This window comes from Clostridium sp. MSTE9, from assembly GCF_000277625.1.
In the GTDB taxonomy this organism is placed as follows: Bacteria; Bacillota; Clostridia; order Oscillospirales; family Acutalibacteraceae; genus Faecalispora; species Faecalispora jeddahensis.
Genome location: NZ_AKFU01000011.1, coordinates 68,110 through 94,144, shown reverse-complemented (window position 1 = coordinate 94,144; position 26,035 = coordinate 68,110). Strand labels below are relative to the sequence as shown.

At 52.2% G+C, this 26,035-nt stretch carries 21 protein-coding genes and 1 tRNA gene; 9 read left to right on the top strand and 13 right to left on the bottom strand.

Going from position 1 to position 26,035, the window contains the following annotated elements; translation table 11 throughout:
• Positions 1–62: 62 nt before the first annotated feature.
• From HMPREF1141_RS02420 to HMPREF1141_RS02410, 3 genes are read right to left on the bottom strand one after another with little or no spacing between them, the layout of a single operon-like run.
• Positions 63–1,097 (bottom strand): ABC transporter permease, encoded by a 1,035-nt coding sequence (locus HMPREF1141_RS02420; protein ID WP_009060602.1) that lies wholly within the window; start codon positions 1,095–1,097, stop codon positions 63–65.
• On the bottom strand, positions 1,094–2,119 hold the full coding sequence (locus HMPREF1141_RS02415) for an ABC transporter permease (RefSeq protein WP_009060703.1): 1,026 nt from the start codon (positions 2,117–2,119) through the stop codon (positions 1,094–1,096). Before HMPREF1141_RS02415 ends, HMPREF1141_RS02420 begins: the two co-directional genes overlap by 4 nt.
• Positions 2,116–3,657 carry a sugar ABC transporter ATP-binding protein gene (locus tag HMPREF1141_RS02410; protein WP_009060578.1) on the bottom strand — a complete coding sequence of 514 codons (1,542 nt, stop codon included), beginning with the start codon at positions 3,655–3,657 and terminating at the stop codon, positions 2,116–2,118. The genes HMPREF1141_RS02415 and HMPREF1141_RS02410 overlap by 4 nt, the downstream gene beginning before the upstream one ends.
• A gap of 505 nt (positions 3,658–4,162) precedes the next feature.
• Here HMPREF1141_RS02410 and HMPREF1141_RS02405 point away from each other — a divergent pair.
• Genes HMPREF1141_RS02405 through HMPREF1141_RS02395 form a run of 3 tightly spaced genes read left to right on the top strand, consistent with a single transcriptional unit; the run spans position 4,163 to position 7,098 of the window.
• Positions 4,163–5,086 carry a sugar-binding transcriptional regulator gene (locus tag HMPREF1141_RS02405; RefSeq protein WP_009060540.1) on the top strand — a complete coding sequence of 308 codons (924 nt, stop codon included), beginning with the start codon at positions 4,163–4,165 and terminating at the stop codon, positions 5,084–5,086.
• Positions 5,087–5,142: 56 nt separating this feature from the next.
• Positions 5,143–6,708 (top strand): autoinducer-2 kinase, encoded by a 1,566-nt coding sequence (lsrK, locus tag HMPREF1141_RS02400; RefSeq protein ID WP_009060607.1) that lies wholly within the window; start codon positions 5,143–5,145, stop codon positions 6,706–6,708.
• 30 nt (positions 6,709–6,738) lie between these two features.
• Positions 6,739–7,098: a cupin domain-containing protein gene (locus HMPREF1141_RS02395; RefSeq protein WP_009060550.1), complete on the top strand. Its 360-nt coding sequence runs from the start codon at positions 6,739–6,741 to the stop codon at positions 7,096–7,098.
• Positions 7,099–7,304: 206 nt separating this feature from the next.
• On the opposite strand, the gene HMPREF1141_RS02390 is transcribed toward HMPREF1141_RS02395, so the two are convergent.
• Complete coding sequence (locus HMPREF1141_RS02390; protein ID WP_009060519.1) at positions 7,305–7,994, bottom strand: metallophosphoesterase; 690 nt, start codon at positions 7,992–7,994, stop codon at positions 7,305–7,307.
• 188 nt (positions 7,995–8,182) lie between these two features.
• Here HMPREF1141_RS02390 and HMPREF1141_RS02385 point away from each other — a divergent pair, with 188 nt between their 5' ends.
• Complete coding sequence (locus HMPREF1141_RS02385; protein WP_009060579.1) at positions 8,183–9,529, top strand: D-alanyl-D-alanine carboxypeptidase family protein; 1,347 nt, start codon at positions 8,183–8,185, stop codon at positions 9,527–9,529.
• A 179-nt stretch (positions 9,530–9,708) separates the two neighbouring features.
• Here HMPREF1141_RS02385 and recG read toward each other — a convergent pair whose 3' ends face one another.
• The 5 genes from recG to rny all read right to left on the bottom strand — a co-directional run bounded on the left by recG (position 9,709) and on the right by rny (position 16,758).
• Positions 9,709–11,736: an ATP-dependent DNA helicase RecG gene (gene recG / locus HMPREF1141_RS02380; RefSeq protein WP_009060570.1), complete on the bottom strand. Its 2,028-nt coding sequence runs from the start codon at positions 11,734–11,736 to the stop codon at positions 9,709–9,711.
• Positions 11,737–11,759: 23 nt separating this feature from the next.
• Complete coding sequence (locus HMPREF1141_RS02375; RefSeq protein WP_009060707.1) at positions 11,760–13,460, bottom strand: DAK2 domain-containing protein; 1,701 nt, start codon at positions 13,458–13,460, stop codon at positions 11,760–11,762.
• A 395-nt stretch (positions 13,461–13,855) separates the two neighbouring features.
• Entirely contained in the window at positions 13,856–14,116 is a 261-nt protein-coding gene (locus HMPREF1141_RS02370) for a stage V sporulation protein S (protein WP_009060521.1), read from the bottom strand.
• A 101-nt stretch (positions 14,117–14,217) separates the two neighbouring features.
• Positions 14,218–15,009: a TIGR00282 family metallophosphoesterase gene (locus tag HMPREF1141_RS02365; RefSeq protein ID WP_009060751.1), complete on the bottom strand. Its 792-nt coding sequence runs from the start codon at positions 15,007–15,009 to the stop codon at positions 14,218–14,220.
• 213 nt (positions 15,010–15,222) lie between these two features.
• A complete protein-coding gene (rny, locus tag HMPREF1141_RS02360) occupies positions 15,223–16,758 on the bottom strand; it encodes a ribonuclease Y (protein ID WP_042431945.1) in 1,536 nt (511 codons plus the stop codon).
• Positions 16,759–17,305: 547 nt separating this feature from the next.
• Here rny and thrS point away from each other — a divergent pair.
• The 3 genes from thrS to HMPREF1141_RS02345 all read left to right on the top strand — a co-directional run bounded on the left by thrS (position 17,306) and on the right by HMPREF1141_RS02345 (position 20,239).
• Positions 17,306–19,243, top strand: coding sequence for a threonine--tRNA ligase (thrS, locus tag HMPREF1141_RS02355; RefSeq protein WP_009060596.1), 1,938 nt, complete (start codon positions 17,306–17,308; stop codon positions 19,241–19,243).
• A gap of 372 nt (positions 19,244–19,615) precedes the next feature.
• A tRNA-Gly gene (locus HMPREF1141_RS02350) sits at positions 19,616–19,689 on the top strand.
• Positions 19,690–19,813: 124 nt separating this feature from the next.
• Complete coding sequence (locus HMPREF1141_RS02345; protein ID WP_035316420.1) at positions 19,814–20,239, top strand: NUDIX domain-containing protein; 426 nt, start codon at positions 19,814–19,816, stop codon at positions 20,237–20,239.
• Between the two features lie 597 nt (positions 20,240–20,836).
• Here the strand turns inward: HMPREF1141_RS02345 and HMPREF1141_RS02340 are convergent.
• Positions 20,837–22,060 carry an MFS transporter gene (locus HMPREF1141_RS02340; RefSeq protein WP_051044261.1) on the bottom strand — a complete coding sequence of 408 codons (1,224 nt, stop codon included), beginning with the start codon at positions 22,058–22,060 and terminating at the stop codon, positions 20,837–20,839.
• Between the two features lie 107 nt (positions 22,061–22,167).
• On the opposite strand from HMPREF1141_RS02340, the gene HMPREF1141_RS02335 reads away from it, so the two are divergent.
• Entirely contained in the window at positions 22,168–23,067 is a 900-nt protein-coding gene (locus HMPREF1141_RS02335; protein WP_009060685.1) for a helix-turn-helix domain-containing protein, read from the top strand.
• A 248-nt stretch (positions 23,068–23,315) separates the two neighbouring features.
• Here HMPREF1141_RS02335 and HMPREF1141_RS02330 read toward each other — a convergent pair whose 3' ends face one another.
• Both HMPREF1141_RS02330 and HMPREF1141_RS17255 read right to left on the bottom strand, forming a co-directional pair.
• Positions 23,316–24,086, bottom strand: a complete 771-nt coding sequence (locus HMPREF1141_RS02330) for a hypothetical protein (protein ID WP_009060606.1) — start codon at positions 24,084–24,086, stop codon at positions 23,316–23,318.
• A 79-nt stretch (positions 24,087–24,165) separates the two neighbouring features.
• Positions 24,166–24,315 carry a hypothetical protein gene (locus HMPREF1141_RS17255; RefSeq protein WP_009060500.1) on the bottom strand — a complete coding sequence of 50 codons (150 nt, stop codon included), beginning with the start codon at positions 24,313–24,315 and terminating at the stop codon, positions 24,166–24,168.
• Between the two features lie 273 nt (positions 24,316–24,588).
• Between HMPREF1141_RS17255 and HMPREF1141_RS02325 the strand changes: the two genes are divergently transcribed.
• Entirely contained in the window at positions 24,589–25,440 is an 852-nt protein-coding gene (locus HMPREF1141_RS02325) for an AraC family transcriptional regulator (protein WP_009060584.1), read from the top strand.
• 105 nt (positions 25,441–25,545) lie between these two features.
• Here the strand turns inward: HMPREF1141_RS02325 and HMPREF1141_RS02320 are convergent, their stop codons facing one another.
• Positions 25,546–26,022, bottom strand: a complete 477-nt coding sequence (locus HMPREF1141_RS02320; protein ID WP_009060739.1) for a GNAT family N-acetyltransferase — start codon at positions 26,020–26,022, stop codon at positions 25,546–25,548.
• Between the last annotated feature and the right edge of the window lie 13 nt (positions 26,023–26,035).

The window sequence follows — 26,035 nt, the reverse complement described above, 5'->3', positions numbered from 1 at the left end:
CTCCTAATTTTTTATTTGCATGGCTTATAATTGCCAAAACGCACCGGAATAAAAAGGAACACTCAACTCTTCAGCCCCGATAGGCGGGGGAATCTGCCGGCCATCAGCTTGATGACCTTGGGATTGGCGGAAAGCGCACGGCCGGTGATCACGATCAGCAGCAGGAGCCCCACGGGAATATCGAGATACTGCGTATTGATCTTGAAGCACAGCGGCAGGCCGAAGCGCAGGATGCCGATGACCAGCGCGGCCAGCGCGGTGCCGATCACGCTGCCTCTGCCGCCAGTGCTGAGAGTACCGCCCAGCACGACTGCGGTAATGATCGGCAGGGTAAACGTCATGCCGATGTCGCTCTTGGCCGTACCCAGATACGACGTAAGTACAATGCCGGCGATCGCGGCGCTGATCGCCGAAAGCACATAGGTGCTCAGGATGATCAGGCGGCTGTTGAGGCCGGAGTATTCCGCGGCTCTGGGATTGATGCCGATCAGGAATACCTTACGGCCATATTTCGACCGGTGAAGCAGCAAATACGCAATCACCGTAAGACCCGCAAAAATCAATACCTGACTGGGAATCACGCCGAACAGCTTAAACGAAGCGATCTGGGTAAAGCCGTCGGGGAAACCGCTGATGCCTTTATAGCTCTGCGTTGCGGAAAGCTTCGAAATCAGAAGGGCAATGCCGCTGTAAAGGAAGCTGCCGCCGAGCGTAACCACCATGGGCTGAACGCCGCAGTATGCCACGAAGAATCCGGAAAGCGCACCGCACAGAGCGGCGGCGATGATGGCGATGATACAGGCCGCCCAGATATTTACGCCAAAATCCTGCCAGGTAACGCCCACCACTATAGAGGTAAGACCCACAATGGAAGCCACCTGAATATCGATGCCGCCCGTGATCATGACAAACGTAACGAACAGAGAAATAATGCAGATGGAGATAATATCGTTGATGCTGCCCAAAAGGACGTTCGGCATCAGGAATTTGGGGTTTTTCGCGCCGAAGATGATAAACTCCAGAATCAAAATCAAAAGCAGGACAAATTCCCAGCTTTTCGCTTTCTGGCCAAGGCGCCCAAACAAGCTTTGTTTCATGATGCAGCCCTCCTATCCCCGGGTTCCTCTTCCAGCGGGCCGGACCGTGAGGCCAGACGCGCATGCCGGGTTTTGACAGCGGCCCGGTTCTGCGCCACCGCGTCGACGACCACGATCACGATCAAAAGAATACCAGTGATGGTATTGTCATAATCGGAGGAGAAGCCGAGGAACACCAGAATACGGCTGATAGAAGACATGATCACCGCGCCGATGGACGCGCCGATCAGGCTGCCCAGGCCGCCGGAAAGGCTGACGCCGCCGAGCACACAGGCCGCGATGGCCTTCATCTCGTAACCGCTGCCCGCCGTAGGGGTGATAAAACCAATGCGCGAGGAATACAGCACACCGGCCACCGAGGCAAACAGACCGCACAGCACATAGGCCATGATCTTGGTCTGCATGGTCGGGATACCGACCATCGTTGCGCCCGCCGGGTTATCGCCGACTGTGATGAAATATTTGCCGCGCCGTGTTTTGGTCAGGATCAGATGTGCGGCGATCACCAGCACCAGCGCCGCTGCGTAAAAAGTGGTCAGCTCGCCGATGAGCTTTATGTTCGCCATCTTGGTAAATCCGGCCGGCAGGTTTTCTACCCACGCACCGCCGGTATATACATAAACCAGACCGCGCACCAAACCGTTGGTACCAAGGGTAAAGATCAAAGAAGGAATGCCCAGCTTCGCAATTCCAAATCCGTTGAAGAGGCCGACCAGACAGCCGACCAGTACTGCCGCCAGAACAGCGAAGATCCCGCTGCCGCCGTCGCGCAGGATCGTGGAAGCGACCGCCGCGGAAAGCCCGAGCGTGGCGCCGATGGAAACGTCGATCTCACCGGTCAGGATGACGAAAGCGATTCCCACGGCCAGCATGGTAAACACCACGCTGTCGTTAAAGCAGTTGAACAGGCTCGTGGGTGTCAGAAAGTCGCTGTTGACGAGACCCACCAGGCCAAACAGAAAAATCAGAAAGAAAAGGCTGCTGATTTCTCTTACCTTGCCTACTTTTTTCAACAGCGTCATGAAACCACCTGCTCTCTCGAAATCACGTCAAACGCGGCGGCCATCAGATTATCCTGATTGATTTCTTCTTTTTGGAACTCGCCGTTGATTCGTCCCTGATACACCGTCACCGCACGGTCAGACAGCTCGACGATCTCCTCCATATCGGAAGAAATCAGCATCACCGCCACCCCCTGCTCTTTGAGCTGGTGGATGATGGAATAGACCTCGCCGCGCGCCACGGCATCGATGCCGCGGGTCGGCTCATCCAGAATCACCAGCTTCGGCCCTGTGGAAAGCGCCCTTGCGATAACCACCTTCTGCTGGTTGCCGCCGGAAAGACTGCCGGTCAGCTGATCCTGCCCCGTCACCTTAATGCGGAAATGTTCCACATATTCCTGCGTCAGATCATGCTCCGCCTTGCGGTTGAGGAACACCTTGCCCATCACCATGCGGTTCAGAATCGCCGAAGTGGTGTTGGCCGCGACGTCGCTGATTTTGAACAGCCCGTTCAGGTGCCGGTCTTCGGGAACATAATTCACGCCGGCCTCCAAAACCTTCTTCGTGGAAAGCCCCGTGATGTCCCTGCCGTCCAGAATCGCTTTGCCGCCCAAAACCTTGTCCTTGCCAAAAATCGTTGTGGCCAGTTCGGTGCGGCCTGCGCCGACTACGCCCGCAACGCCGAGAATCTCACCGGGATAAATCTTCAGGTTGATTCCGCGGAAGCCGTAACCCGAATAATTTTGCAGTTCAAGGATCGGTTTTGCATCCTTGTAATCCACCACAGCAGTGCCGGTGGTGCCTTTGATCTCCTGATCCTGCATGTTGGGGGGCAAAAGCCCCTTGACGAGCATTTCACGGGTAAAGTCGCCGATCGGCCCGTGCAGCGTGATCACGCCGTCGCACATGATCGCGACGTGGGTGGCGATATCGAACACCTCCGTCAGGCGGTGCGTGATGTAAATCATGCCAATTCCCTTTTTCTGCAGGTCGCGGATGCAGCGAAACAGGCTTTCCACCTCGTCAAAAGTCAGAGCGCTGGTCGGCTCATCAAAGATCAGCAGCTCCGCGTTGCGCAGCAGGCCGCGAAGAATCTCTACCAGCTGCTGCTCGGCAATTGAAAGGCTGCTCGCCTTTCTGGTCAGATCCAGATGCCAGCCGATGTCGTCCATCAGCTGCGTCAGCCGCCGGCGCAGCTCCGCGCCGGATGCGTCGAACCCGACGCCGACGAGAATATTCTCTTCTACCGTCATGTTGGGGAAAAGCATCGGTTCCTGGGGCACCATATAAATGCCGTGCGTCAGAGCGACAGATGGCTTTGTCAGCGACACTTTTTCGCCCCGGATCTCAATTTCGCCCTGGTCCGGCTGATAAATGCCCATAATGATTTTCATTAAGGTGCTTTTTCCCGCTCCGTTTCCGCCGATCAGGGCCAGAATCTCACCAGGGTGAATATCGAGGTCGATCCCCTTGAGCACCTGGTTCAGGCTGAACATTTTGCAGATTCCCCGAACACTCAGCAAAGATTGGCCGGAACGTTCCGTTTGGGATTGCGCCATTTTTCCCCCTCCATACACCATAGACTCATAAGCTTTCTTCACAAACAACCGTTTTGCCCGAAATTAATACAATTGTTTTTAAAGTGAATTTTTATTTGCGTGTTTATCATACGATATTTTTTCCCTATTGTCAACGGGATTTTTCTTTCACAAACGAAATTTATTAGATAAAATTCATTTTATTTTTGCTGATTCCTTTCAATTTTAAGCGATAAAAACAACAAATCGCACAAAACAGGTTCCAGATATTCCCGTTTCAAAAAGTTTTAGTTCGAATAAAAAATATCAATTGACAGCAAAACATTTTGCTGATATACTTTAAATCGAAAACAAATGATTTATATTGTAACATTTGTTTCAATTGCGTACAGATGTAATACCACTTCTCACAGGGCGGGCCAATCCCGGAATTCCTCCCGGGGGGAGAGGCTCTTGACGCTCCCCCCGCCGGGAATGGTATGATATGTGATAAAGGAAAAGGAAACCAACTCTGGAGGTGCCTCATTTGAATTATGAAGATGTTCTCGTGGTCAAAACGGCCTGGTACTATTATGTAGAAAACATGACCCAGCAGAAAATTTCGGAACGGCTGGGAATCTCGCGCATGCGTGTGATTAAATTGTTGGAAAAAGCCCGGCAGGACGGCGTGATCCAGTTTAAAATACACCAGGACGGCGTTCAGCGGATGGAGCTGGAGCGCCAGCTTTCGGAAACATGGAATCTGAAAGATACCTTTATTGTGCCTACTCCGCCGGATGCTACCGATGTGAATAAGACCATCGCGCAGGCGGCCTCGATGTACGTGAGCGACAGGATCACCGAGCATTCGTTTATCAACATGGGCTATGGCGATACGCTCAGCCGCGTGCTGAACCACCTGGCGACTCTGAGCGAATTCCCCGTTTCGGTCGTTTCGCTTACCGGCGGCGTCAATTATTACCTGCCGAACACACAGTCTCACATTTTTAATGCGAAGCTTTATCTTTTGCCGGCCCCCCTGCTCGTCTCTTCCCCCGAAATGGTGAAAGCGATGATGCAGGAACCCTCGGTAACTGAAATCATGCGTATGGTGCGCCTTGCCTCCATGACGCTGATCGGCATCGGCGGCATGGCCGACAACGCAACCATTCTGACAAACGGAATCGTCAGCAAAAATGATTTCTTTTATCTTTCCATGCGCGGCGCAGTCGGCGACGTGCTCAGCCATTTCATCGACAAAAACGGCAACCCGGTTCACACGGGCATTGAAGACCGCCTGATCAGCACGCCGCTGGATACTCTGCGCCAGCTGGACAACGTGGTGGGTGTGGCCGCCGGGCACGACAAAGTGGAGGCCATCCGCGCGGCGCTGCGCGGAAAATATCTGGACATTCTCATCACCGACGAAGAAACCGCACAGGCGTTAATCGACGGCGAGACAGAAGAATAAAGGCTCTCAAAAGGTTTTTTGTATTGAAAAAACGTTCAGACGGGAGGAAATCGAACATGGCGCGCAACTATCTGATGGCGGTAGATGCCGGTACCGGCAGCGTAAGAGCTGTGCTGTTTGATCTGGAAGGAAACCAGGTTGACGTCGTGCAGCAGGAATGGGATCACAAGGAAGACCCCAGATACCCCGGCAGCATGGATTTTGATTGGGTTCACAACTGGGAGCTGGCCTCTGGCTGCATTCGCGGCGTTTTGGAAAAAACCGGGATCGACCCGAAGGAGCTGGTGGCAATTTCCACCACCTGTATGCGGGAAGGCATTGTCCTTTACAATGCCGCAGGACAGGAAATCTGGGCCTGCGCCAATGTGGACGCCCGCAGTGAGGATGAAGTGGTGGAGCTGATCCGGCAAAACCCGGAGATGGAAAAGGAAATCTATCTGGAATCCGGGCAGACCTACGCGCTCAGCGCCCTGCCCCGTTTACTGTGGCTGAAAAACAAGGTGCCGGAGCTGTACGAAAAAACCGCAGCGGTCGGCATGTTCAATGACTGGCTGATCTACAAGCTGACGGGCGTTCTGGCTGTGGAGCCGAGCAACGGTTCGACGACCGGCATTTTCGATTTACAAAAACGAGACTGGGACCCTTCCATTGCGGAAAAATGCGGACTGCGCACCGACATCTTCCCTGCGGTAACAGAATGCGGCAAGGTGGTTGGCTCCGTCAGCGAGGAGGCCGCAAAGCAGACCGGCCTCGCGGCAGGAATTCCCGTTGTATCGGGCGGCGGCGACGCGCAGCTCGGCTGCGTCGGCGTCGGCGTGGTCAGCCCGGGGCAGGCCGCGGTATTCGGCGGCAGCTTCTGGCAGTACGAGTTCAACACCGCAAACGGCAAAACAGACCCCGGCTGCCGCGTGAGGGTCAACTGCCACGCGATTCCCGGTGTCTGGCAGTACGAGGCGCTGGCCTTCAAACCCGGCCTTGTCATGCGCTGGTTCCGCGACGGCTTTTGCGAGCTGGAAAAGCAGCAGGGCGAGGAAAGCGGAAAAGACCCCTATTACCTGATGGACAAAAAGGCCGCCGAGGTGCCTGCCGGATGCTACGGCATGATGTGCGCGTTTTCGGACGTGATGAATTTCATCCGCTGGCAGCATGCGGCCCCTACCTTCACTAACTTTGAGCTGGACCCGCAGAAGTTCAACCGCTATACATTCTACCGCTCCATTCTGGAGAATACGGCGATGGTGACAAAAGGCCATCTTGATCTGGTACGGGAAGCCACCCAGAACATGCCGACGGAAATCATCTTTGCCGGCGGCGCATCGAAGAGCCCGCTGTGGTGCCAAATCCTTTCCGATGTACTGGGGCTGCCGGTAAAGGTGCCCGTGGTAAAAGAAGCCACTGCTCTGGGCGCGGCTGTTCTGGCCGGCGTGGGCGTCGGCATTTACAGCGATGCCGCCGAGGCCGCACAGAAGCTGGTCAAATGGGACCGCGAATATCAGCCGAATGCGGAAACCCATGCTCTTTACCTGCGGATGTACGAATCCTGGCGCAAGGTATATGCAGCACAGCTGGAGCTGTGCCGTGAAAAGCTGACCAAACCAATGTGGAGCGCTCCCGGTGTGTGACCATTGACTCAAGAAAGGATGAATCAGATTATGTATATCATTGATGAAAACGATAAGGAATACCGCTTCGGCGATCATGGACCCAAATACCTGATGAAAGGCCCCCGCATGAACTTTGCTCTGGTACAGTTCCTGCCCGGTCAGGACTTTAAGGCCCACCTGCACAACATTATGGAAGAGAACTTCTATATCATTGAGGGAGAGATCGACATTGTGGTGGACGGCGTGGTGCATCACCTGACGCCCGGCCAGTTTATCCATATTGAGCCCCATGAAACGCACTACTGTATCAATCATTATGACAAACCGGTGAAAATGGTTTCTACCCTGGCCCCGTATCAGGAGGTCGACAAGGTAGAGATTGAAAACTACACCTACGACGGGAAATAACGGGACTTCTCCCAAACTTTCCATGAGCATAAAAATACGAAAGGGAAACGGAGCGATCACCGTTTCCCTTTCGTATTTTCTGTGTGATAAGCCTGCGCTCACCGCATTTCATAATCGGCCACTTGAAATGTTTCGTTCCATAAAAGCAACCATTCCGTTCCTCCAGCAAAGGCAGGGGACGGAATCAGCGGCTTTTCAGAGCAAAATTATCTATAGTGCAAGGCCCCGCTTCGACCATCGACCTTTTCCACCTGATCAAACAGACAGACATGGCTGCCTGTGATGCTGCGGTTGATGTGCAGCGAACCAAAAAACCATTTCTGGAATTTGACCGAACGGAGCAGACCCTCAAAGTACATCTCGAGCGGGCTGATCTGGTGCTCTTCGTCGATCAGCGTTCTCATGCGCGGCGACGGCTCATGGGTAATGATGTAGTCCACCTGCATCTGACGTTCACGCAGGTTCGCAACCCCCTCTTCCATCTCCTCACGGCTCGGCATTTCCTGCGGCCACCAGCGGCCAACATCCTTGTACATCTGCCGCTCTTTGCTTTCGCCGCCGCCAAAGGTAAAGAACGTTTTGCCCTCCAGCGTAAATACCTGCCCGCGCATCAAGTGGTACAGATTGCCGCTGATCTGCTGCACCTTTCCCCCGTTCCACTCGGTGACCGGGTATTTTTCAAGAAGCTCGTAATTCTCATGCGCGCCGTCCACAAACAGAATGTTATATTTTTTCGACCCCAGCTTTTTCAGGATTTTCTCTTCGGCGGCACCGCCGTTCCATAAAAAGCCGAAATCGCCGCATACAATCAGGCTGTCTCCGCGCCGCAGGCGCCGCACCGCAGGGGACCGGAACCGCTCCAGTTCACCATGGGTATCTCCTGTTAGATAAATCAAGACTGCTCCCGCCTATCTCTTAAAAATTTATGTTTTTTTTGGATCATTCTTTATCTTTTCATATTTAACTGTTATACTTAATTGGAATCAGGTGAAAGGATGATTGTCCCCTGTTTTTGCCGGGAAAATCATCTGCTTTGATCTGTCATTTTGCTTTTCTATCATATCACATTGGAGGCCATTTTTCCATGAAAAAATGCTTAACGCCCGTATTGACTTTTTTGCTGACCATTTGCGTGATATTCTCGTCGGCTCCGGTCTCTGCGGCGGCATACAACATAGATTTTACCCTGAATTCCGAAGCAGCCCTGCTGGTCAATCTCGATACCAGCACCGTTGTGTTCGAGCAGAATGCCGATAAAAAAATGGAGCCCGCCTCCACAACGAAAATCATGACGTTTATTGTGGCATCGGAACAGATAAAAGATTTAAGCGGAACAAAAATTACGGCAAAAAAATCGGTGCTCGACCAGCTTCAGGGTACCGGCAGCTCGCTTTCCGGCGTGCTGGAGGGTGAGGAGCTGACCGCGCTGCAGCTTCTCAACTGTCTGATGGTTCCCTCCGGCAATGACGCCGCCATGGTGCTGGCCGATTACATCGGCGGCGGAGACATCAGTAAGTTTGTGGATCTGATGAATGAAAAGGCGAAGGAGCTGGGCTGCAAAAACACGCACTTCGCAAACCCGCACGGCCTGCACGACGACCAGCACTACACTACGGCGCGCGACCTGTACACCATTACAAAATGCGCCATGACGCTGCCGTACTTTACCGACATCACCTCGCAGACCCGGTATGAACTGCCCGCAACCAACAAATATCCCAAGCCCCGCACCCTGGTAACAACCAACTACCTGACCGACCGTTACATCGGCGGCGATTATTTTTACAAATACGCCAAGGGCATCAAGACCGGCTCGCACGACCAGGCGGGCTACTGCCTGGTTTCTACCGCAATCAGGGATGGATACAGCTACATGGCGATCGCGCTGCACGCGCCGAAAATCGATTCCACCGGAAAGTCCATCACCACCCGCGGCGAAATGATCGATTCCAAGAAGCTGTATGAGTGGGCCTTTGACAGCCTGCAGATCAAAACCGTGGTGGAAAGCGGCGCCAGCGTGGGCGAGGTAAAGCTTGATTACGCCTGGAACAAGGATAAGCTGCTGCTGGTCGCTGAAAAAAGCTACGCTACCATTTTGCCGAAGGGCGTTTCTGCCTCAAGCGTTTTGATTACGCCGAAGCTCCCCGAAAGCGTGGAAGCCCCCGTAAAAAAAGGACAGGTTGTGGGAACGGCGGTGCTCAGTTACGCCAACCAGGAACTGACAACGATCAATCTTGTGGCTTCCGAATCGGTGGAACGCAGCGAGTTGCTGCATTCCGCGGATGTCGTTAAAAAGATCGTGACCTCAGTCTGGTTCCTCGTGATAGCTGGAATCATTGTCGCGCTGGTGATTGTCTATCTCGTTCTGGCGCTGCTGTACAACAAGAAGCGCAAGCGCCTGCGCAAGGTAAAAAAATACCGTGATATGTAAAAAGGAAAAGATTGCCTGCCTGCGTTTTGAGCGAAGCAGGCAATTGTTTTCCGTAAGAATATTAGAGTCCGTCTTTCACCTTAGCCCGTGGCGAGGGTAAAAGCAATACTGACACTATAAAATTGACGCCGGAGCGCACAGCGCGTTCCGGCGTCAATTTTATATAGATCATCACATGCTTATTCCAGCGCAGAGAACAGTTGGCGTACCTCAGCCCGCAGGCCGCGATGCTCCGGCAGCTCCATCGCCGGGTCGTGGGCCAGCAGTTCTTTGGCTTCTCCCTGCGCAAGCTGCAGCAGCGCAAAATCGGCGCTCATATCCGCGATTCTCAGCACCGGCAGACCGTGCTGCCGCGCGCCGAAGAAATCGCCCGGGCCGCGCAGACGAAGGTCCTCATCCGCAATTCGGAAGCCGTCGGTTGTCTCGCACATCACGCGCAGACGCTTCTGCGCCTCTTCATTCTGTGCGTCCGATACCAGAATACAGGTGGATTTTTCCGTGCCGCGCCCAATGCGCCCGCGCAGCTGATGCAGTTGCGAAAGGCCATACCGCTCTGCGTTTTCAATCAGCATCACAACGGCGTTCGGCACGTCTACGCCAACCTCCACCACCGTTGTGGAAACTAGGATATCCGTGCGCCCGGCGGCAAATTCCTCCATGGCACGATCCTTTTCCGCAGGGCGCAGTCTGCCGTGAAGAACGCCGACCGTGTTGGCGAAGAACCACTTCTCCTGCAAATCCCGCGCATACTGCGTGACGGACGCCATATCGCTCTCACTGTCTTCGATCAGCGGGCAGATGATATAACACTGCCGCCCGGCGTCGATCTTTTTGCGGATAAACCCGAACGCGCGGGCGCGTTTTGTGCTGTCGATCACATACGTTTCGGTTTTCTGCCGCCCCGGCGGCAGCTCGTCAAGCACCGAAAGCTCCAAATCGCCGTAGATCATCAGCGCCAGCGTACGCGGGATCGGCGTGGCGGACATGACAAGGATATGCGGATGATCTCCCTTTTGGGTAAGGGCGGCGCGCTGCGCTACCCCGAACCGGTGCTGCTCATCCGTCACAACAAGCCCCAGCTGCCGGAACTCGACCGTTTCGTTCAGGAGGGCGTGCGTTCCTACCAGCAGGTGGATGCTCCCCTCCTTCAGCTGCGAAAGCAACTCACGCCGCTTTGCCACCGGAACAGAACCGGTGAGCAGCGCCACGTTCAAATGAAACGGCTCTAAAAAACGCCGCATGGTTTCATAGTGCTGGCGGGCCAGAATCTCTGTGGGCGCCATGAACGCCGCCTGCATCCCCGAGGCGATCGCGCTGTGGCAAAGCGCAGCGGCCACGGCGGTTTTGCCGCTGCCGACATCGCCCTGCAGCAGCCGGTTCATCGGATAATCTCCCTGCATATTCACAATGCACTCCGCTACAGCCCGCTTCTGCGCGTTCGTGGGCGTAAAAGGCAGCGAGCGGAAAAACTCTGCCGAAGCGTCTACCTCCAGCCGCAGGGAGGTTTGCTGCCGCCCGCGGCTTTTCAGGCGCAGCAAACCGAGCTGCAGCACCAGAAGCTCCTCAAAAATCAGCCTGCGGCGCGCCTGCTCCAGCGATTCGCGGTCCCTCGGAAAATGGATGTTTTCCAGCGCAAAGCGCAGACTGCACAGATGGCAGGCGCGGCGCATCGGCTCGGGCAGCGGGTCCGGCAGGGGATTCGGGAGCATCCCCAGAGCGGCGCGCACCGCGGCGGAAATCTGGCGCGAGGTCAGCCCCGCCGTCTGCCGATAAACGGGACGCAGCGGCAGCAGGCGGTCTGCGGGCATAAAATCGGGCGAGGCCATCTCGCGGCGCAGGAACGACCCGGTCACCTTGCCGCGCAGCAGATACTCCTTGCCCTCGAGCAACAGATTCTTAGTATACGGGTTATTAAAAAAGGTGATCTGCACGTCGTGCCGCCCGTCGGTGGCGCGCAGCTTATACAGCGTCATTCCCGAGCGGATGCGCTGCTCCGATACCGGCGATACCACCGTAACGCGGACAACGCACACCTGCTCTGCCGGAACCTCCGCCAGCGGGACGGGATGGCTCCAATCCTCGTAATCGCGGGGATAGGTGCGCAGAAGAGCGCCGACAGTAGGCGCCCCCAGCTTTGCAAACAGCCGGGAGCGCTTTTCGCCGACGCCCTTTAATTCCTGAATGTTTTTCTGAAACAACGATGCCATGGCAACTCTTCTCCAGACGGAAGTTATTCCACGGAAACGATAAAGTAATACACCGGCTGACCGCCGTCTACCAGCGTGACCTCTACGTCGCCGCTGATCTTGGACTTAATGCGGTTATACGCGTCCTGCGCCTGGCTTTCGGTGATATCCTTGCCGTAGATCAGCGTTACGAACGAGGTGGTGCGGCTGATCATGGAACGGGTCAGCTTCACAACAGTATGCACCGGGTCCTTCTCGATCATATCGAGCTTACCGTTTTTCAGGCCGAGGATGTCGCCCTCTTTGATGCGGTGTCCGCCGAATTCGGAATCGCGGGCGGCAAAGGTGACCTGACCGGTCGCAACAGAGCCGGCAGCCTCCATCATGATGACCGTGCTGCGCTCAACAGATACCTCGGGGTCATATGCCAGCATGGCGGAAAGCCCCTGCGGGATGGTACGGGTGGGCAGAACAACCACCTTGCGGTCTTTGACGAGCGGAATCGTCTGCTCCGCCGCCATAACAATATTCTTATTATTCGGCAGCACCATGACCGTCTTGGCCGGAGTAGCCAGCACGGCAGCCATAATATCCTGTGTGCTGGGGTTCATGGTCTGACCGCCGCTCACCACCTGTGAGCAGCCGAGATCCATAAACAGAGAACGCAGGCCGTCGCCGGCGGCGACCGCAACAAAACCGATCTCTTCCTCGGGCTCCGCGATTTCCGGCGCCGCGGGACGCTCTGCCACAGGAGCCGGAGCCGCCTGATTGTTTTCAGCGGCGACGCGATGCTGCTCCTTCATATTCTCGATCTTCACCGTCAGCAGCTGGCCGTATTCCAGCGCCTTCTGCAAAGCGTTGCCGGGATTTTCGGTATGCACGTGCACCTTAATGATCTCTTCATCATCCACCACCACGACGCAGTCGCCGATTCCCTCAAGGAACGGGCGCAAATCCGTCTGCGGATCGGTTTCGATCTCGGGATCACGGCCCACGATAAATTCTGTGCAATAGGTAAACGTGATCTCCTGGTCAAACTCCGCCGCCACGTTGCGGTGGAATTCCTCTGCCGCGCTCTGAACGCCCGCGGCCCCTGTGCCGGTGCCGGACGCATTCTGTTCGCTGTCCAGAATCACGCCGTCCTGAAAGACGGAAAGCATTCCCTCAAAAATCAGGCACAGCCCCTTTCCTCCGGCATCCACAACGCCGGCCTTCTTCAGCACGGGCAGCAGCTCGGGCGTTGTTTCCAGCGCTTCGTTGGCACCCTTGCAAATCGCAGACCATACGCTCACGGCGTCGTCATCCAGCTCGGCGGCAGCCTGTCCCTTTTCAAATGCCACGCGCGACACCGTCAAAATCGTTCCCTCGGTGGGCTTCATCACCGCCTTGTAGGCGGCATCCACGCCAAGGCCCAGCGCCTTGCACAGATCAGCGCCCGTCGCCTGCTCCAGGCCCTCAAGCCCTTTGGAAAAACCGCGGAACAGCAGCGAAAGGATCACGCCGGAATTTCCGCGCGCGCCCCGCAGCATGGCAGAAGCGACCGTGTGGGCAACAGCGCCGATTCCCGGAGCTCCATCCGACTTTTCCAGCTCTCTGGCCGCCGCTGAAATCGTCATAGACATATTGGTGCCGGTATCCCCATCAGGAACGGGGAAAATATTCAACCCATCTACCAGAGCCTTGTTCCTGACAATATGGTTGGCGCCGGATAAGATGGCGCGCTTTAATTCAGCTCCATTGATCAATGTGTCGCATCTCCTCTTCAATTGAAAATTTGTAAAAAGGGAACTGCCTGAAAAGGCACTGCAGTCCCGTAAATTCAAAATGAATACAAAATGGAAAACTGCGGGGCCGCCTGTGCGGTCCGCAGGGTAGCAGAACACCGGAATCCATAACGAGCCGGTGCTTGGTACATTATAACATATTGTTGGCACGGATTCAATCCATTTATTCCCTGAAGGCGCGGCGGCACTCAAAAAACCGGGCGGCGACGGCATAAAAGAAATGCCACGGGACGACAGAAGCATCCTGTGGCAGATCTAAAACGGAATGTGACCGGGCCGGATAAAACGAAAGCCCGAATCCGCTTCTATGTTTTGATCAACTTTCGGCGCCGCCGAAGGATTTGGCGGCAAAGCCGTTACCGCGGCTCTACGATCAGCTTAATAGCGGTTCGTTCGTCACCATCAATGCTGATGCTGGCAAAGGCGGGGATACATACAATGTCGATCCCGGACGGCGCAAGATAACCACGCGCAATCGCAATTGCCTTGATTGCCTGATTGGAGGCTCCAGCCCCTACCGCCTGTACCTCTACAGCACCGCTTTCACGAATGACACCTGCAATAGCCCCAGCTACGGAATTGGGTGAGGATTTTGATGATACTTTTAATACTTCCATTTTCATAACCTCCCGCCTCTAAGTTACACCTCTATCATAAAACAAAAACTAGTATTTGGCAAGAGATTTTTTGTTAAAATAAATCAGAAAAAATTATAACACTATTCAATATTTGTCGAATATGTCTTGATTTGCACCCTTTCAACAGAAATTGCGTTTCCTTTTCGAACATCTACAGAGAAAATTGCGCCCTCCATTCGACAGGGACCGTCGGCGACATCGAAGCGAACCGGCATGTGCGTGCGCAGCTTTTGGATCACAAGCTCGGGCTTTACGCCAAGCACGGAACGAATCGGGCCTGTCATGCCAAGATCGGAAAGGAACGCGGTTCCCTGCGGCAAAAGCTGCTCATCGGCGGTCTGCACATGCGTATGCGTGCCGAATACCGCGGTCACCCGACCGTCCAGATAATACCCCATCGCGCCCTTTTCCCCGGTGGCCTCCGCATGAAAATCTACCAGGCGGATCGGCGGCAGGTCCGGATCGCTGAGAATCCGGTCCATGGTTGCAAAAGGGCAATCGAGGCTGTCCATGTAGGAGGTGCCCATCAGGTTGATCACCGCTATCTGCACGCGGCCAAGGTCTACCACGCACACACCGTGCCCGGGCACGCCGCTGGGAAAATTCGCGGGGCGCAGCAGGGTTTCGCACTGGTCGTACAGCTCGTAGCTTTCTTTACGGCGAAAGCTGTGATTGCCGGTCGTGATCACATCCACCCCGCTGGAAAACAAAAATTCTGCCGAAGCAGGAGTAATGCCGTTGCCGTCCGCAGAGTTTTCACCGTTGACAATCACCAGATCGATCTGCCTATCCTTTTTCAGGCGGGGCAGCTGTTCGCGCAGAAAACGACAGCCGATGCTGCCCACAACGTCGCCTATTGCCAGAATATTCATTCATTTCACTCTTTCTATCTGTTGAAAAGTATGGCGATTCTGCCGCTTCAAAGCTTCAGGAAGAACCGCCGGTTTGAATGTGTAAAAAGATCTCTTGTATTCTATTTTACACCATCCGCAGAAAATAACACAAGGGGCAGCGAAGAAAATCCCGCTGCATATAATAAAGAGAGGGAACAAAACTGTTCCCTCTCCCTTTTTGCCGCAGGCCGGTTACTTCGCGTACTCGATCGCCCGGCTTTCGCGGATAATATTGACCTTGATCTGCCCGGGGTACTCCAAGTCCTGCTCGATCTTGTCACAGATCTCGCGGGCCAGCAGCACCATGCGGTCATCATTGACCACGTCGGGCTTTACCATAATGCGAATCTCTCGGCCGGCCTGGATTGCATAGCAGCGCTCCACCCCGTTGAAGGAGGAGGCCACGGCTTCCAGTTTTTCCAGCCTCTTGATGTAGTTTTCCAGATTTTCGCGGCGGGCGCCGGGGCGCGCGGCGGAAATCGCATCGGCCGCCTGTACCAGGCAGGCGATAATGGTTTTCGCCTCTACGTCGCCGTGATGGGCCTGAATGGCGTGGACAACTGCTTCGCTTTCTTTATACTTTCTCGCTACATCTACGCCGATATCAACATGCGAGCCCTCGATTTCGTGGTCGAGCGCCTTGCCGATATCGTGCAGCAAACCGGCTCTGCGCGCCAGTGTGGGGTCCAGCCCCAGCTCCGACGCCATGATGCCGCAAAGATACGCCACCTCAAGAGAATGGTTCAGCACGTTCTGACCATAGCTGGTGCGGTAACGCAGCCGTCCCAGCAGCTTAATCAGTTCGGGATGGATTCCGTTCACGCCGGCTTCGATGACGGCGCGTTCGCCCTCCTGCTTGATGGTCGCATCCACCTCTCGGCGGGCTTTTTCAATGGTTTCTTCAATGCGGGCAGGATGAATCCGGCCGTCGGAAATCAAACGCTCCAAAGCGATGCGGGCAACCTCTCGGCGCACCGGCTCAAAGCAGGACAGCGTGATCGCCTCCGGCGTGTCGTCGATAATCAGGTCAACACCGGTCATCGTTTCAATGGCGCGGATATTGCGTCCCTCTCGGCCGATGATGCGGCCCTTCATGTCGTCGTTGGGCAGCGGCACCACAGAAATGGTTGCCTCCGCCACATGGTCGGCGGCACAGCGCTGAATCGCCAGCGAGATGATCTCGCGGGCGTTATTTTCCGCTTCTTCTCTGGCCTGCTGTTCAAACTCCCGTATTTTAACGGCCTTTTCGTGCGTCAACTTGTCCTCAAGGCTTTTCAGCATATATTCCTTGGCCTGCTCTACGGTGAAGCCGGAAATGCGTTCCAGCATATCAAACTGGCTCTTCTTGACAGCCTCCGCTTCGGCAAGCCTTTCATCCGCTTTTTTGTTCTTGGTGTTGATCGCGTTCTCCTTCGACTCAAGCCCCTCTAGCTTTTTGTCTAAGGTTTCTTCCTTCTGCTGAATTCTGCGTTCCTGCCGCTGGACTTCTTTTCTGCGTTCGTTCAGTTCTCTCTCCGATTCCGTTCTTTGCCTGTGAATCTCGTCTTTACCCTCAAGAATCGTTTCCTTTTTCTTCGCTTCAGCCGCTTTGATGGCATCGCTGACGATGCGCTTGGCTTCCTGCTCGGCCGAACCGATCACGGACTCCGCGACTTTCTTTCTATGGCCTATCCCTGCGAAAAAAGCAACTATTCCAAAAATAACAGCGCAACCGAGCGCTATTATCAAACATAACCATAGGGGAACATTCAAATTACGGACACCTCCTTGCTGTGAATTTTTTCATATTTTTTAGTTCAAATTAATTTAGGCTGGGTGCGTCAATCCCATAGATGTGCCGTCAGGCGCATCTTATTTCTAATTGTATTACTTTTACAGCCCCTCTGTCAAGAAATTTGATGCGGGAGCCGGACAAAATCGTGAAATATCACGAAGTCGTTCGCTTGACAAGGCCGCCGCAGGGTGGTAGTATGAAATCAGATATACAGAAAAGCGTTGAAAAGAAGATCCGATTCAGTGCTTTGCAGCAGAGAGCGCCCGTCGTCGGCTGAAAGCGGGTGCGGCAAAGGGAATTTGGATTACCGTCTTGGAGCGTGCGCCGAATAACTGTTTTTCGGTTTAAGGCGTGACGGCAGGCACCGTTATCGGCCGCAAGGAGGGCAAAGCAATTCGTTTTGCCGAACCGGGTGGAACCGCGGGATCACTAGTCTCGCCCCAGGAATTTGGGGCGGGGCTTTTTTTATATCCAAAATGAACCGATTCAGGAGGAAGCACCATGATTAAAATAGTACTGAAAGACGATGTCAGAGAATATGAATCCGGGATTACCGTTGCGGAAGTGGCGAAATCCCTTGGCGCGGGCCTTTACAAGGCTGCCTGTGCCGGGCGTGTAGACGGCAAGGTCGTTGATCTGCGCACTCCGCTCAGCGAGGACTGTTCCGTCGAAATCCTGACCTTTGAGCAGGAGGAGGGCAAGCAGGCCTACTGGCACACCACCTCTCACATTATGGCACAGGCCGTGAAACGCCTGTTCCCCGAAGCGAAATTCGCCATCGGCCCGTCGATCGAGCGCGGCTTTTATTACGACTTTGATCTGCCCCGCACCCTGACCCCCGAGGATCTGCCGAAAATTGAGGCGGAGATGAAGAAGATCATCAAAGAGAACCTGCCGATCGAGCGGTTCCTTCTTTCCCCTGCCGAAGCAAAAAAGCTGATGGAGGAGCAGGAGCAGCCCTACAAGGTGGAGTTGATTGAAGAACACGCAGGCAAGGGCGAGGATATCTCGTTCTACCGTCAGGGTGAATTCGTTGATCTGTGCGCAGGCCCGCACCTGCTTTCCACCGGCGGCATCAAGGCGGTCAAGCTGACTGCCGCAACCTCCGCCTACTGGCGCGGCGATTCCAAAAACAAGGCTCTGCAGCGCGTGTACGGCATTTCGTTCCCCAAGGCATCGGAGCTGGAGGAATACCTGGCGAAGGTGGAGGAAGCGAGAAAGCGCGATCATAATGTGCTGGGCCGCCAGCTCGAATACTTCACCACCGTCGATTATATCGGCCAGGGCCTGCCGATCATGCTGCCGAAGGGCGCGCGTGTTCTGCAAACTCTCCAGCGTTTTGTAGAGGATACCGAGAAAAAGCGCGGTTATCTGCTGACCAAAACTCCGCTGATGGCAAAGAGCGATCTGTATAAGATCTCCGGCCACTGGGATCACTACCGCGAAGGCATGTTCGTGATGGGTGACGAATCGAAGGACAAGGAAGTATTTGCCCTGCGCCCGATGACCTGCCCGTTCCAGTATCAGGTCTTTCTGAACCGCCAGCGCTCTTACCGCGACCTGCCGATGCGTCTGGGTGAAACCTCTACCCTGTTCCGCAACGAGGATTCCGGCGAGATGCACGGCCTGATCCGCGTACGCCAGTTCACCATTTCCGAAGGCCACCTGATCTGCACCCCCGAACAGCTGGAGGACGAATTCAGAGGCTGCGTGGAGCTGGCCAACTTCATGCTGAAAACACTCGGTCTGGATGAAGACGTCAGCTACCGCTTCTCACAGTGGGACCCGAATGACCGCGTGAAATATATCGGCACTCCCGAACAGTGGGACGAAGCGCAGGGCGTGATGGAGCGCATTCTGAACCATCTGGGCCTGAACTATTCCATCGGTGTCGGCGAAGCCGCGTTCTACGGCCCGAAGCTCGACATTCAGATCCGCAACGTACACGGCAAGGAAGACACTCTCATCACCATCCAGATCGACCAGATGCTGGCCGAGAAATTCGGCATGGAATTTGTGGATAAGGACGGCGTGAAGAAGAACCCCTATATCATCCACCGCACTTCTCTCGGCTGCTACGAGCGCACCTTGGCCCTGCTGATTGAAAAATACGCCGGTGCCCTGCCCATGTGGCTGATGCCCGAGCAGGTTCGTGTGCTGCCAATCAGTGAGCGCCTGCACGATCAGGCCGATGAGATCAAGAGCCAGCTCGAAGAAGCCGGACTTGAAGTCACCTGCGACCACCGCAGCGAGAAGATCGGCTATAAGATCCGTGAGGCGCAACTCGAAAAGATCCCCTATATGCTCGTCATTGGGGACAAGGAAGTGGAAAACGGCGTTGTGGCTGTGCGCAGCCGCCGCGATGGTGACATCGGCACCATGCCTTTGTCGGATTTCATCGCAAAAGCCGTGGAAGAAGTTCGTACCAAGGCGAAATAATCAGTTTATTGGCAAAATTTTCCTTTTATTCCCTCAGCATTTCAGTGAAGCCCGGCAGGATTCCCGCCGGGCTTCACTTTTTTATTTAGCGTTTTCGCAATTATGTAAACCAATAAATAATGCAGCTTTCCACCTGCCGTGTGAATAACTGATGGGGAAAACAGAGCAAAAGACCCTGATTTCCCATGTTGTCCATGCTTGTTTGTGGAAAACTCTGTGGAAAGTGTGGAATAAAAAGGAAATCGTTCGTTTTCTTAAAAATATTATGTTAAGTAAAGCAAAAAGGAGTGAATATTTTCAAAAAATACCTTGAAATCAAAATGGGAATATGATAGAATTCAAGAGTTCTAGGACAAATTGAATCGTCTATTTGCGGATGTAGTTTAGTGGCAGAACTTCAGCTTCCCAAGCTGACCGTGTGGGTTCGATTCCCATCATCCGCTCCAAAAAGACATAACTTCCGTCAAGGGAAGGTATGTCTTTCTTTATGTAGAGACATATGATATTCTGGACTCAGAAGATTGCATCCTGTAGATAGAGGCGATTGTGATTTATTTGAGAGGTACGAATATGCTACAAGTTAAATTCTATGAAAATGTAGAAGACAGGCTACTGAAATTTGCGGTCATCGTTTCAAAGTATAATGGACAATGGGTGTTTTGTAAGCATAAAGATCGTGATACCTATGAATGCCCCGGTGGACATCGCGAACCAAATGAAAATATAGATAATACAGCAAAAAGAGAATTATGGGAAGAAACAGGAGCCGCTGATTTTGATTTGCGGCAAATCAGCGTTTATTCCGTATGTGATGATGAAAATGAAACGTACGGAATGCTGTATTACGCTGACATATATAAATTGGGGACTTTACCAGCTCTGGAAATTGAAAAAGTGGTATTGTTAAACGAATTACCCTGCGAATGGACATATCCTCTTATTCAGCCAAAACTAATTGAACAAATTGAAAGAACCATCTTGACGGAACGAACGTGACACAAGATAAAATTGTAATTTGTAGAATAGATATTAAAGAATTTCTGCATAGCCGAAAATCTTTTTACACTATTGCTCCAATGAAAAAACCGCATCAGACCGCCGTTTGCCGGTAGTTTGATACGGTTTTATTTATACTCATTTTATAGTAAGACATATTTAAAAATAATAAAAAAGATACAAGTCAAAATGCAAGTCAAAAATCTACGTCTTTATCCATAACCGGAAGATAAGGTCTCTTTATGCCGGACGCTTTACCAATAATCAATTATTTGCGCCTCGCCTAAATAAATTTAAAAATTTGAATTACGCTCAAACAAAAAAATCGTAACTCAATTTATTTAAACTATGGAGGATCGTTACATCAATTCAGTTAACCAAGCGAGCATAAATTATCAAATTAGTTGGCACGGGTCTTTGTCAACAACCAAACCAGGTGCACAATGATTCCCACGCCTGTAAATTAAAAGTCCTCACTGTCCCTCGGGGCTGGCCTTTTTATATGCCGGGAAATTGAGCCCAGAAAAAGCAGCAAAAGAGAACAAGAGGAGAAATCCACACCGGATACTATGGCTTTGCCGCACATACTCCGTTGTGCTACTCTCCCTCTTCCCTATATTCGTTGTGTATCTGCAAATCAACCGTCAATGTTCTTTCCTGTTTTACCCTTTTCAACAGCAGCTCGTGCATCACAAACATCAGAGCCAATATCACAAGCAGATACAGTGGCAGCAACGCCACACTGATATTATTTGCGATCAGCCCAAACAGCGGCGGCATGAAACAAGTTCCTACATAAGCACTGGCCATTTGTGCGCCAATAATGGCCTGTGACCTATCCACACCAAAGTTTGCAGGTGTGGCATGAATGATGCAGGGATAAATCGGCGCACAGCCAAGACCGATCAAAATCAGCCCGACCAGTGTGCCATTTTCGTTGAATGGCAGCAGTAAAGCAGTGATCCCAATTAAAATAATCCACTCACCCAAACGCACCATGCTCACATCATGAAGCTTCATCGTGAGAAAGCCGGAAAATCCCCGGCCAATGATAATTCCGATAAAGAACAGGCCGGCAAAACCTGCTGCTGTTTCTGCCGAAACCCCTTTGTAAAGCACCAGATAGCTGCTTGCCCATAAACCGACTGTCTGCTCTATGGCACAGTAACAAAAGAATGTGAACATCACTTCCCTTGCACCGGGAATCCTCACAATCTGCTGCAAAGAGAGGGCCTTTTCCGTACCCTGACCGCTTTTATTTTCTTCCGCTGCAGCCCTGCCTTTCCAAAGGGGCAGACTAAACAGCAAAACAGCAGTGAGTACAATTTGCAGAACTGCAATATATCGATACCCCATACTCCAACTTTGTCCGCCAGTCAAGGCATAACCCATAATGTATGGGCCTAAAGATGCACCAATACCCCACATACAATGAAGCCAGCTCATATGACGGCTTGCGTAGTGCAAAGCTACATAATTGTTCAGTGCTGCATCGACACTTCCGGCCCCCAGACCATATGGAATCGCCCATAAACACAAACTCCAAAAAGAATGACTGATAGAAAAACCAAACAATGCAGTTGCAGTCATTGCTACACTGATTGCAGCAATCTTTCCTGTTCCAAGTTTCCGAGTAAGCCTGTCGCTTTGCAAACTGGAAATAATTGTTCCAACCGCAATGATCATCGAAATGATGCCTGCATAAGAAACAGGGACGCCGAATCCGCCATACATTGACGGCCATGCTGAACCAAGCAAAGAATCAGGCAATCCCAGACTGATAAAGGCCAAATAGATAACGAACAGCAATAGATGAACCATATTGTATTCCTCCGCATTTTACGATATGATTATATCATCATTATCGATGGAGATGTATCAATATATCTCCTATTTTATATGAGAATACCTTCAATTTGGAGGGATATATGGTCTTATTAAAATGCAACCTGAAAACAAATAAGCAGGGCAGAGAGATAAATGACCACGGCTCTGCACTTTTTCCGATTGCTTGTTATGATGAAGATCTTTCCTCTGATCCAGTTCCCTGGCATTGGCACGACGAATTGGAAGCAATCGTCATAACGGAAGGCTGTGCCATTATTTCTGCGGGTTCCGAACAATTCACTGTAAAACAGGGAGAGGGTTTTTTCATCAATGCGGGGATCCTCCACGCCGTGTATATGCAGAAATCAGTTGGGTGCCGTCTTCATTCCATTGTATTTCACCCCCGTTTGGTAGGGGGAAGTATCGACAGCATCTTTTGGCAGAACTACATTCAGCCTTTGCTGCAAAACGCAGCGCTGAAATGCAGCCATTTCGACCACTCTGCTCTCTGGCATCAGGAAATCATCTGCGCCATTGAAACAGCATGGGAAAGTACCTTAACGGAGAACGCAGGATATGAATTACAAGTGCGAAACGCTTTGTCGCAATTGGTCTTTCTGCTCAACAGCAACTGTCCTTCTGTTCAAAGCCGCCCCTCCGACAAAGAGTTTCGGGATGCAGACAGAATGAAAACCATGCTTCAATACATACAAGAGCATTATTCGGAGGAATTGAATACATCGCGAATAGCAAAAAGCATCATGGTAAGCGAGAGCGAGTGCTTGCGCTGTTTCCATCATATGATTGGAATTCCGCCGATTCAGTATGTAAAACAGCTGCGCATTCAAAAAGCTGCTGACCTGTTATTAACCACAAATAAAAAAGTGGGAGCGATCGGTACAGAATGCGGTTTTCAGGATACCAGTTATTTTACAAAAACATTTCGTGAGATGACGGGTTACACCCCTGGCAAATATCGGAAACAAAAGATGCAGACCTAAAAACAGGATGCAGGATATGGCGATATTTTACCGTATCTCGCTCTGTGTCTCTTCCCTATAAATCGATTCTTACCTAAAAAACAGCCAACTGAATCGAAAGCAACCAGGCAGGAATTCCGTCTGCCACTTGTAAGAAGATTGCGGGCAGTATTGTAAAAGGCAGCAAGCGTGTGAAAATGATATAAAAAAAGCCCCGCACCGAAAACGATTCGGGGCGGGGATGTATCTTGTTAACTTTCTTCCTGCTGTTATTTCATAGACGGATATTCCACGGGATTTTCCTCAAAGAGAAGCTCTTTTCTCTTTTTGCTGCGCACGCGCCACAATTGAGCCAAAGACCAGAGCATCCACAGATGGAATGCGATATCGACCATATAATACGAAAAATCGTCCAACGCTAAAAAAAGAACCACCAATGTATCCATCGCCACCAGAATCAGAGAGACAATGACAGGCCAAAGGCTGTTGTTTTTTCGGGCTCTCCAATACAGCAACAAATACACAGAAGCAAGAGCCACAGAAACCAACACGCCGACAGCCATCGGAAAGGCAAACGGAACCTCTGCAATGGAAACCAGTTCGAGCACGATCTCCGGAACGATTGCGCTGAACGGGAACGTGACGGAAGCATCTATCAAAAAAAGAACCATATTGACATATGTAAGTACAGTGAAGGTTAGAAGTGAACCCATAGCGGATCGATCCTTTGCTGTCAGCGGGTCCCGTGCCTCTACGGATTGCCGCAGCGTGTCCCGTATCTCCTCCTCAAGCGAAGTGCCGGCCGCTAGGTACCGGCCGTCCTGGATCATATCCACCGGATGGTTTTTCAGATCGCATTTTAAAAACAGCTCGCTGTTTTCGATTTCTATGGGATAAAACATTCCAACCTTTTTTACCAAAACAGCCGTACCGCGCACCGGCTGATCGTCAATCCTAAATTTTCCTTTCCCCAAAAGAGTGCCGCCTTCAAAAATAATTTCATGTGTCCTGCCATTTACCAGGACATTCCACTGTTCCATCCCTTTTCCTCCATTTTTTGACTTCAGTAAAATGATATCAAAATGGGGGAAGGAGAACAAAGGGAATTACTGGCAGTACTCAGCCTTGGCCGGAAGATAAGGCTGCCGCTTTTTCGCGCTGCTGCATCTCCAGCTCCTCAATTTTTTGGTAGATCAACACCTGATTCTTGATGATCGTATTTAACTGAACATCGATCAATTCAAGCTCCTGCAGCAATTTGTCATCCATAACAATGACTCCTTTAAATCACATATCAGACTGCTCGTGACCCCATGAAAACAGCAGGGTCTTGATAATTTATTGTTCCTATGCCATTTACTGCTTCTTCCATTAATATGTGCTAAATTTGAAATAAATATTGGACAAACAGAAAAATATCCATCGTCTACCAGGTGCCACTTTTTTCAGTGCCGTTATCCTCCTCCTCGCCGATTCGTGCAGGAAAAGAGAGGACGGCACATCGAATTCTCATTATACTTTATGACAAGGAGAGAGAATGACATGGAATGGATCAACCGGTTAAACAAGACCATCCGTTATATGGAAAAGCATTTGACAGAGGAAATCGATTATGAGCAGCTCGCCCAAATCGCCTGCTGCTCACCGTATCACTTTCAGAGGATGTTTGCCTACATGGCGGAGGTTCCGCTGTCCGAATACATCCGCAGAAGACGAATGTCGCTGGCAGCGGTCGATCTGCAGGACAAGGAAGCAAAAATCATAGACATCGCGATGAAATACGGCTATACTTCCCCCACTGCGTTTAACCGGGCTTTTCAGAGCGTTCATGGAATCGCCCCTTCCCTGATCCGGGAGCGGGGCGCAGAGATCAAGTCATTCCCTCCGATCAGCTTTACCATCACGATCAAAGGAGTGGAAGAAATGAACTACCGAATTGAACAGAAAGAGGCGTTCCGCATTGTAGGGGTCTCACAGCCGCTGTACAGTGAAATTGAGAAAAACTTTGAGATCGTACCGCAGATGTGGCAAAAGGCCGCCACAGACGGCACAGTACAGCACCTGGCATCTATGATGGACAGCGAGCCGAAAGGAATCCTGGGGATCAGCGTATGCGGCTGCACAGACGAGTGGAGATATTGGATTGCGGCCGCAAGCACGCAGGCAACCGGCGACACGCTGGAGGAATACACCGTACCATCGTTTACCTGGGCGATCTTTTCCGGCGCAGGCCAATGCCCGCAGGCGATTCAGGAGCTTGAACAGAGAATTATGACGGAGTGGCTCCCCACCTCGGGATACGAGTATGACAACGGGCCGGACATTGAAGTATATTTCAGCCCCGATCCGCAGAACGCTCAGTATGAGGTATGGATTCCCGTTGTGAAAAAATAAAGAACAGCGCCGCGGCCGTGCCGCAACAAAACAGAGAGGCCAACCCAAATGGGTTTGGCCTCTCTGTTTTCATTGTGCAGAAAGCAGTTCTTCTGCACTTTCTCATTATAGTTTATACTTTCGAACGGCCCGCTTGATACCATCCCGTTCAAATCCGTCTTCTTCAACGGAGATGCAATGAAAATGGAAGTGCCGCAATATTTTTTCGCTGGCAATATTACCCGCAACAACATCCGCGTAAAAAACGGCGGAGGAGGATTTTTCCTTCATTTTCATCAGCAGCTGCTCCACCGCGCGAGTCGCAAACCCTTTTCCCCAGAAAATCTTTTTCAGCTGATAAAAAACTCCATACCGTTCTCCCGGCCCATCCATGCGGATACAGCCAACAACGCCCATTGCCTCGCCTTCCATCCGAATCACAAACACGTCAAAAGCAGACAGGGAATCAATTCTGCTGCGTATCTGCTCCAATGAGCAGGGGGCCGGAATCGCAGTGTAACGGATGACATCGCTGTCTCCCCACAGGGCCAGCAACTCTTCCGCATGGTTTACAGAAAGGGGCTCCCATTTCAAATCGTTCATAAAACCAGCCCCC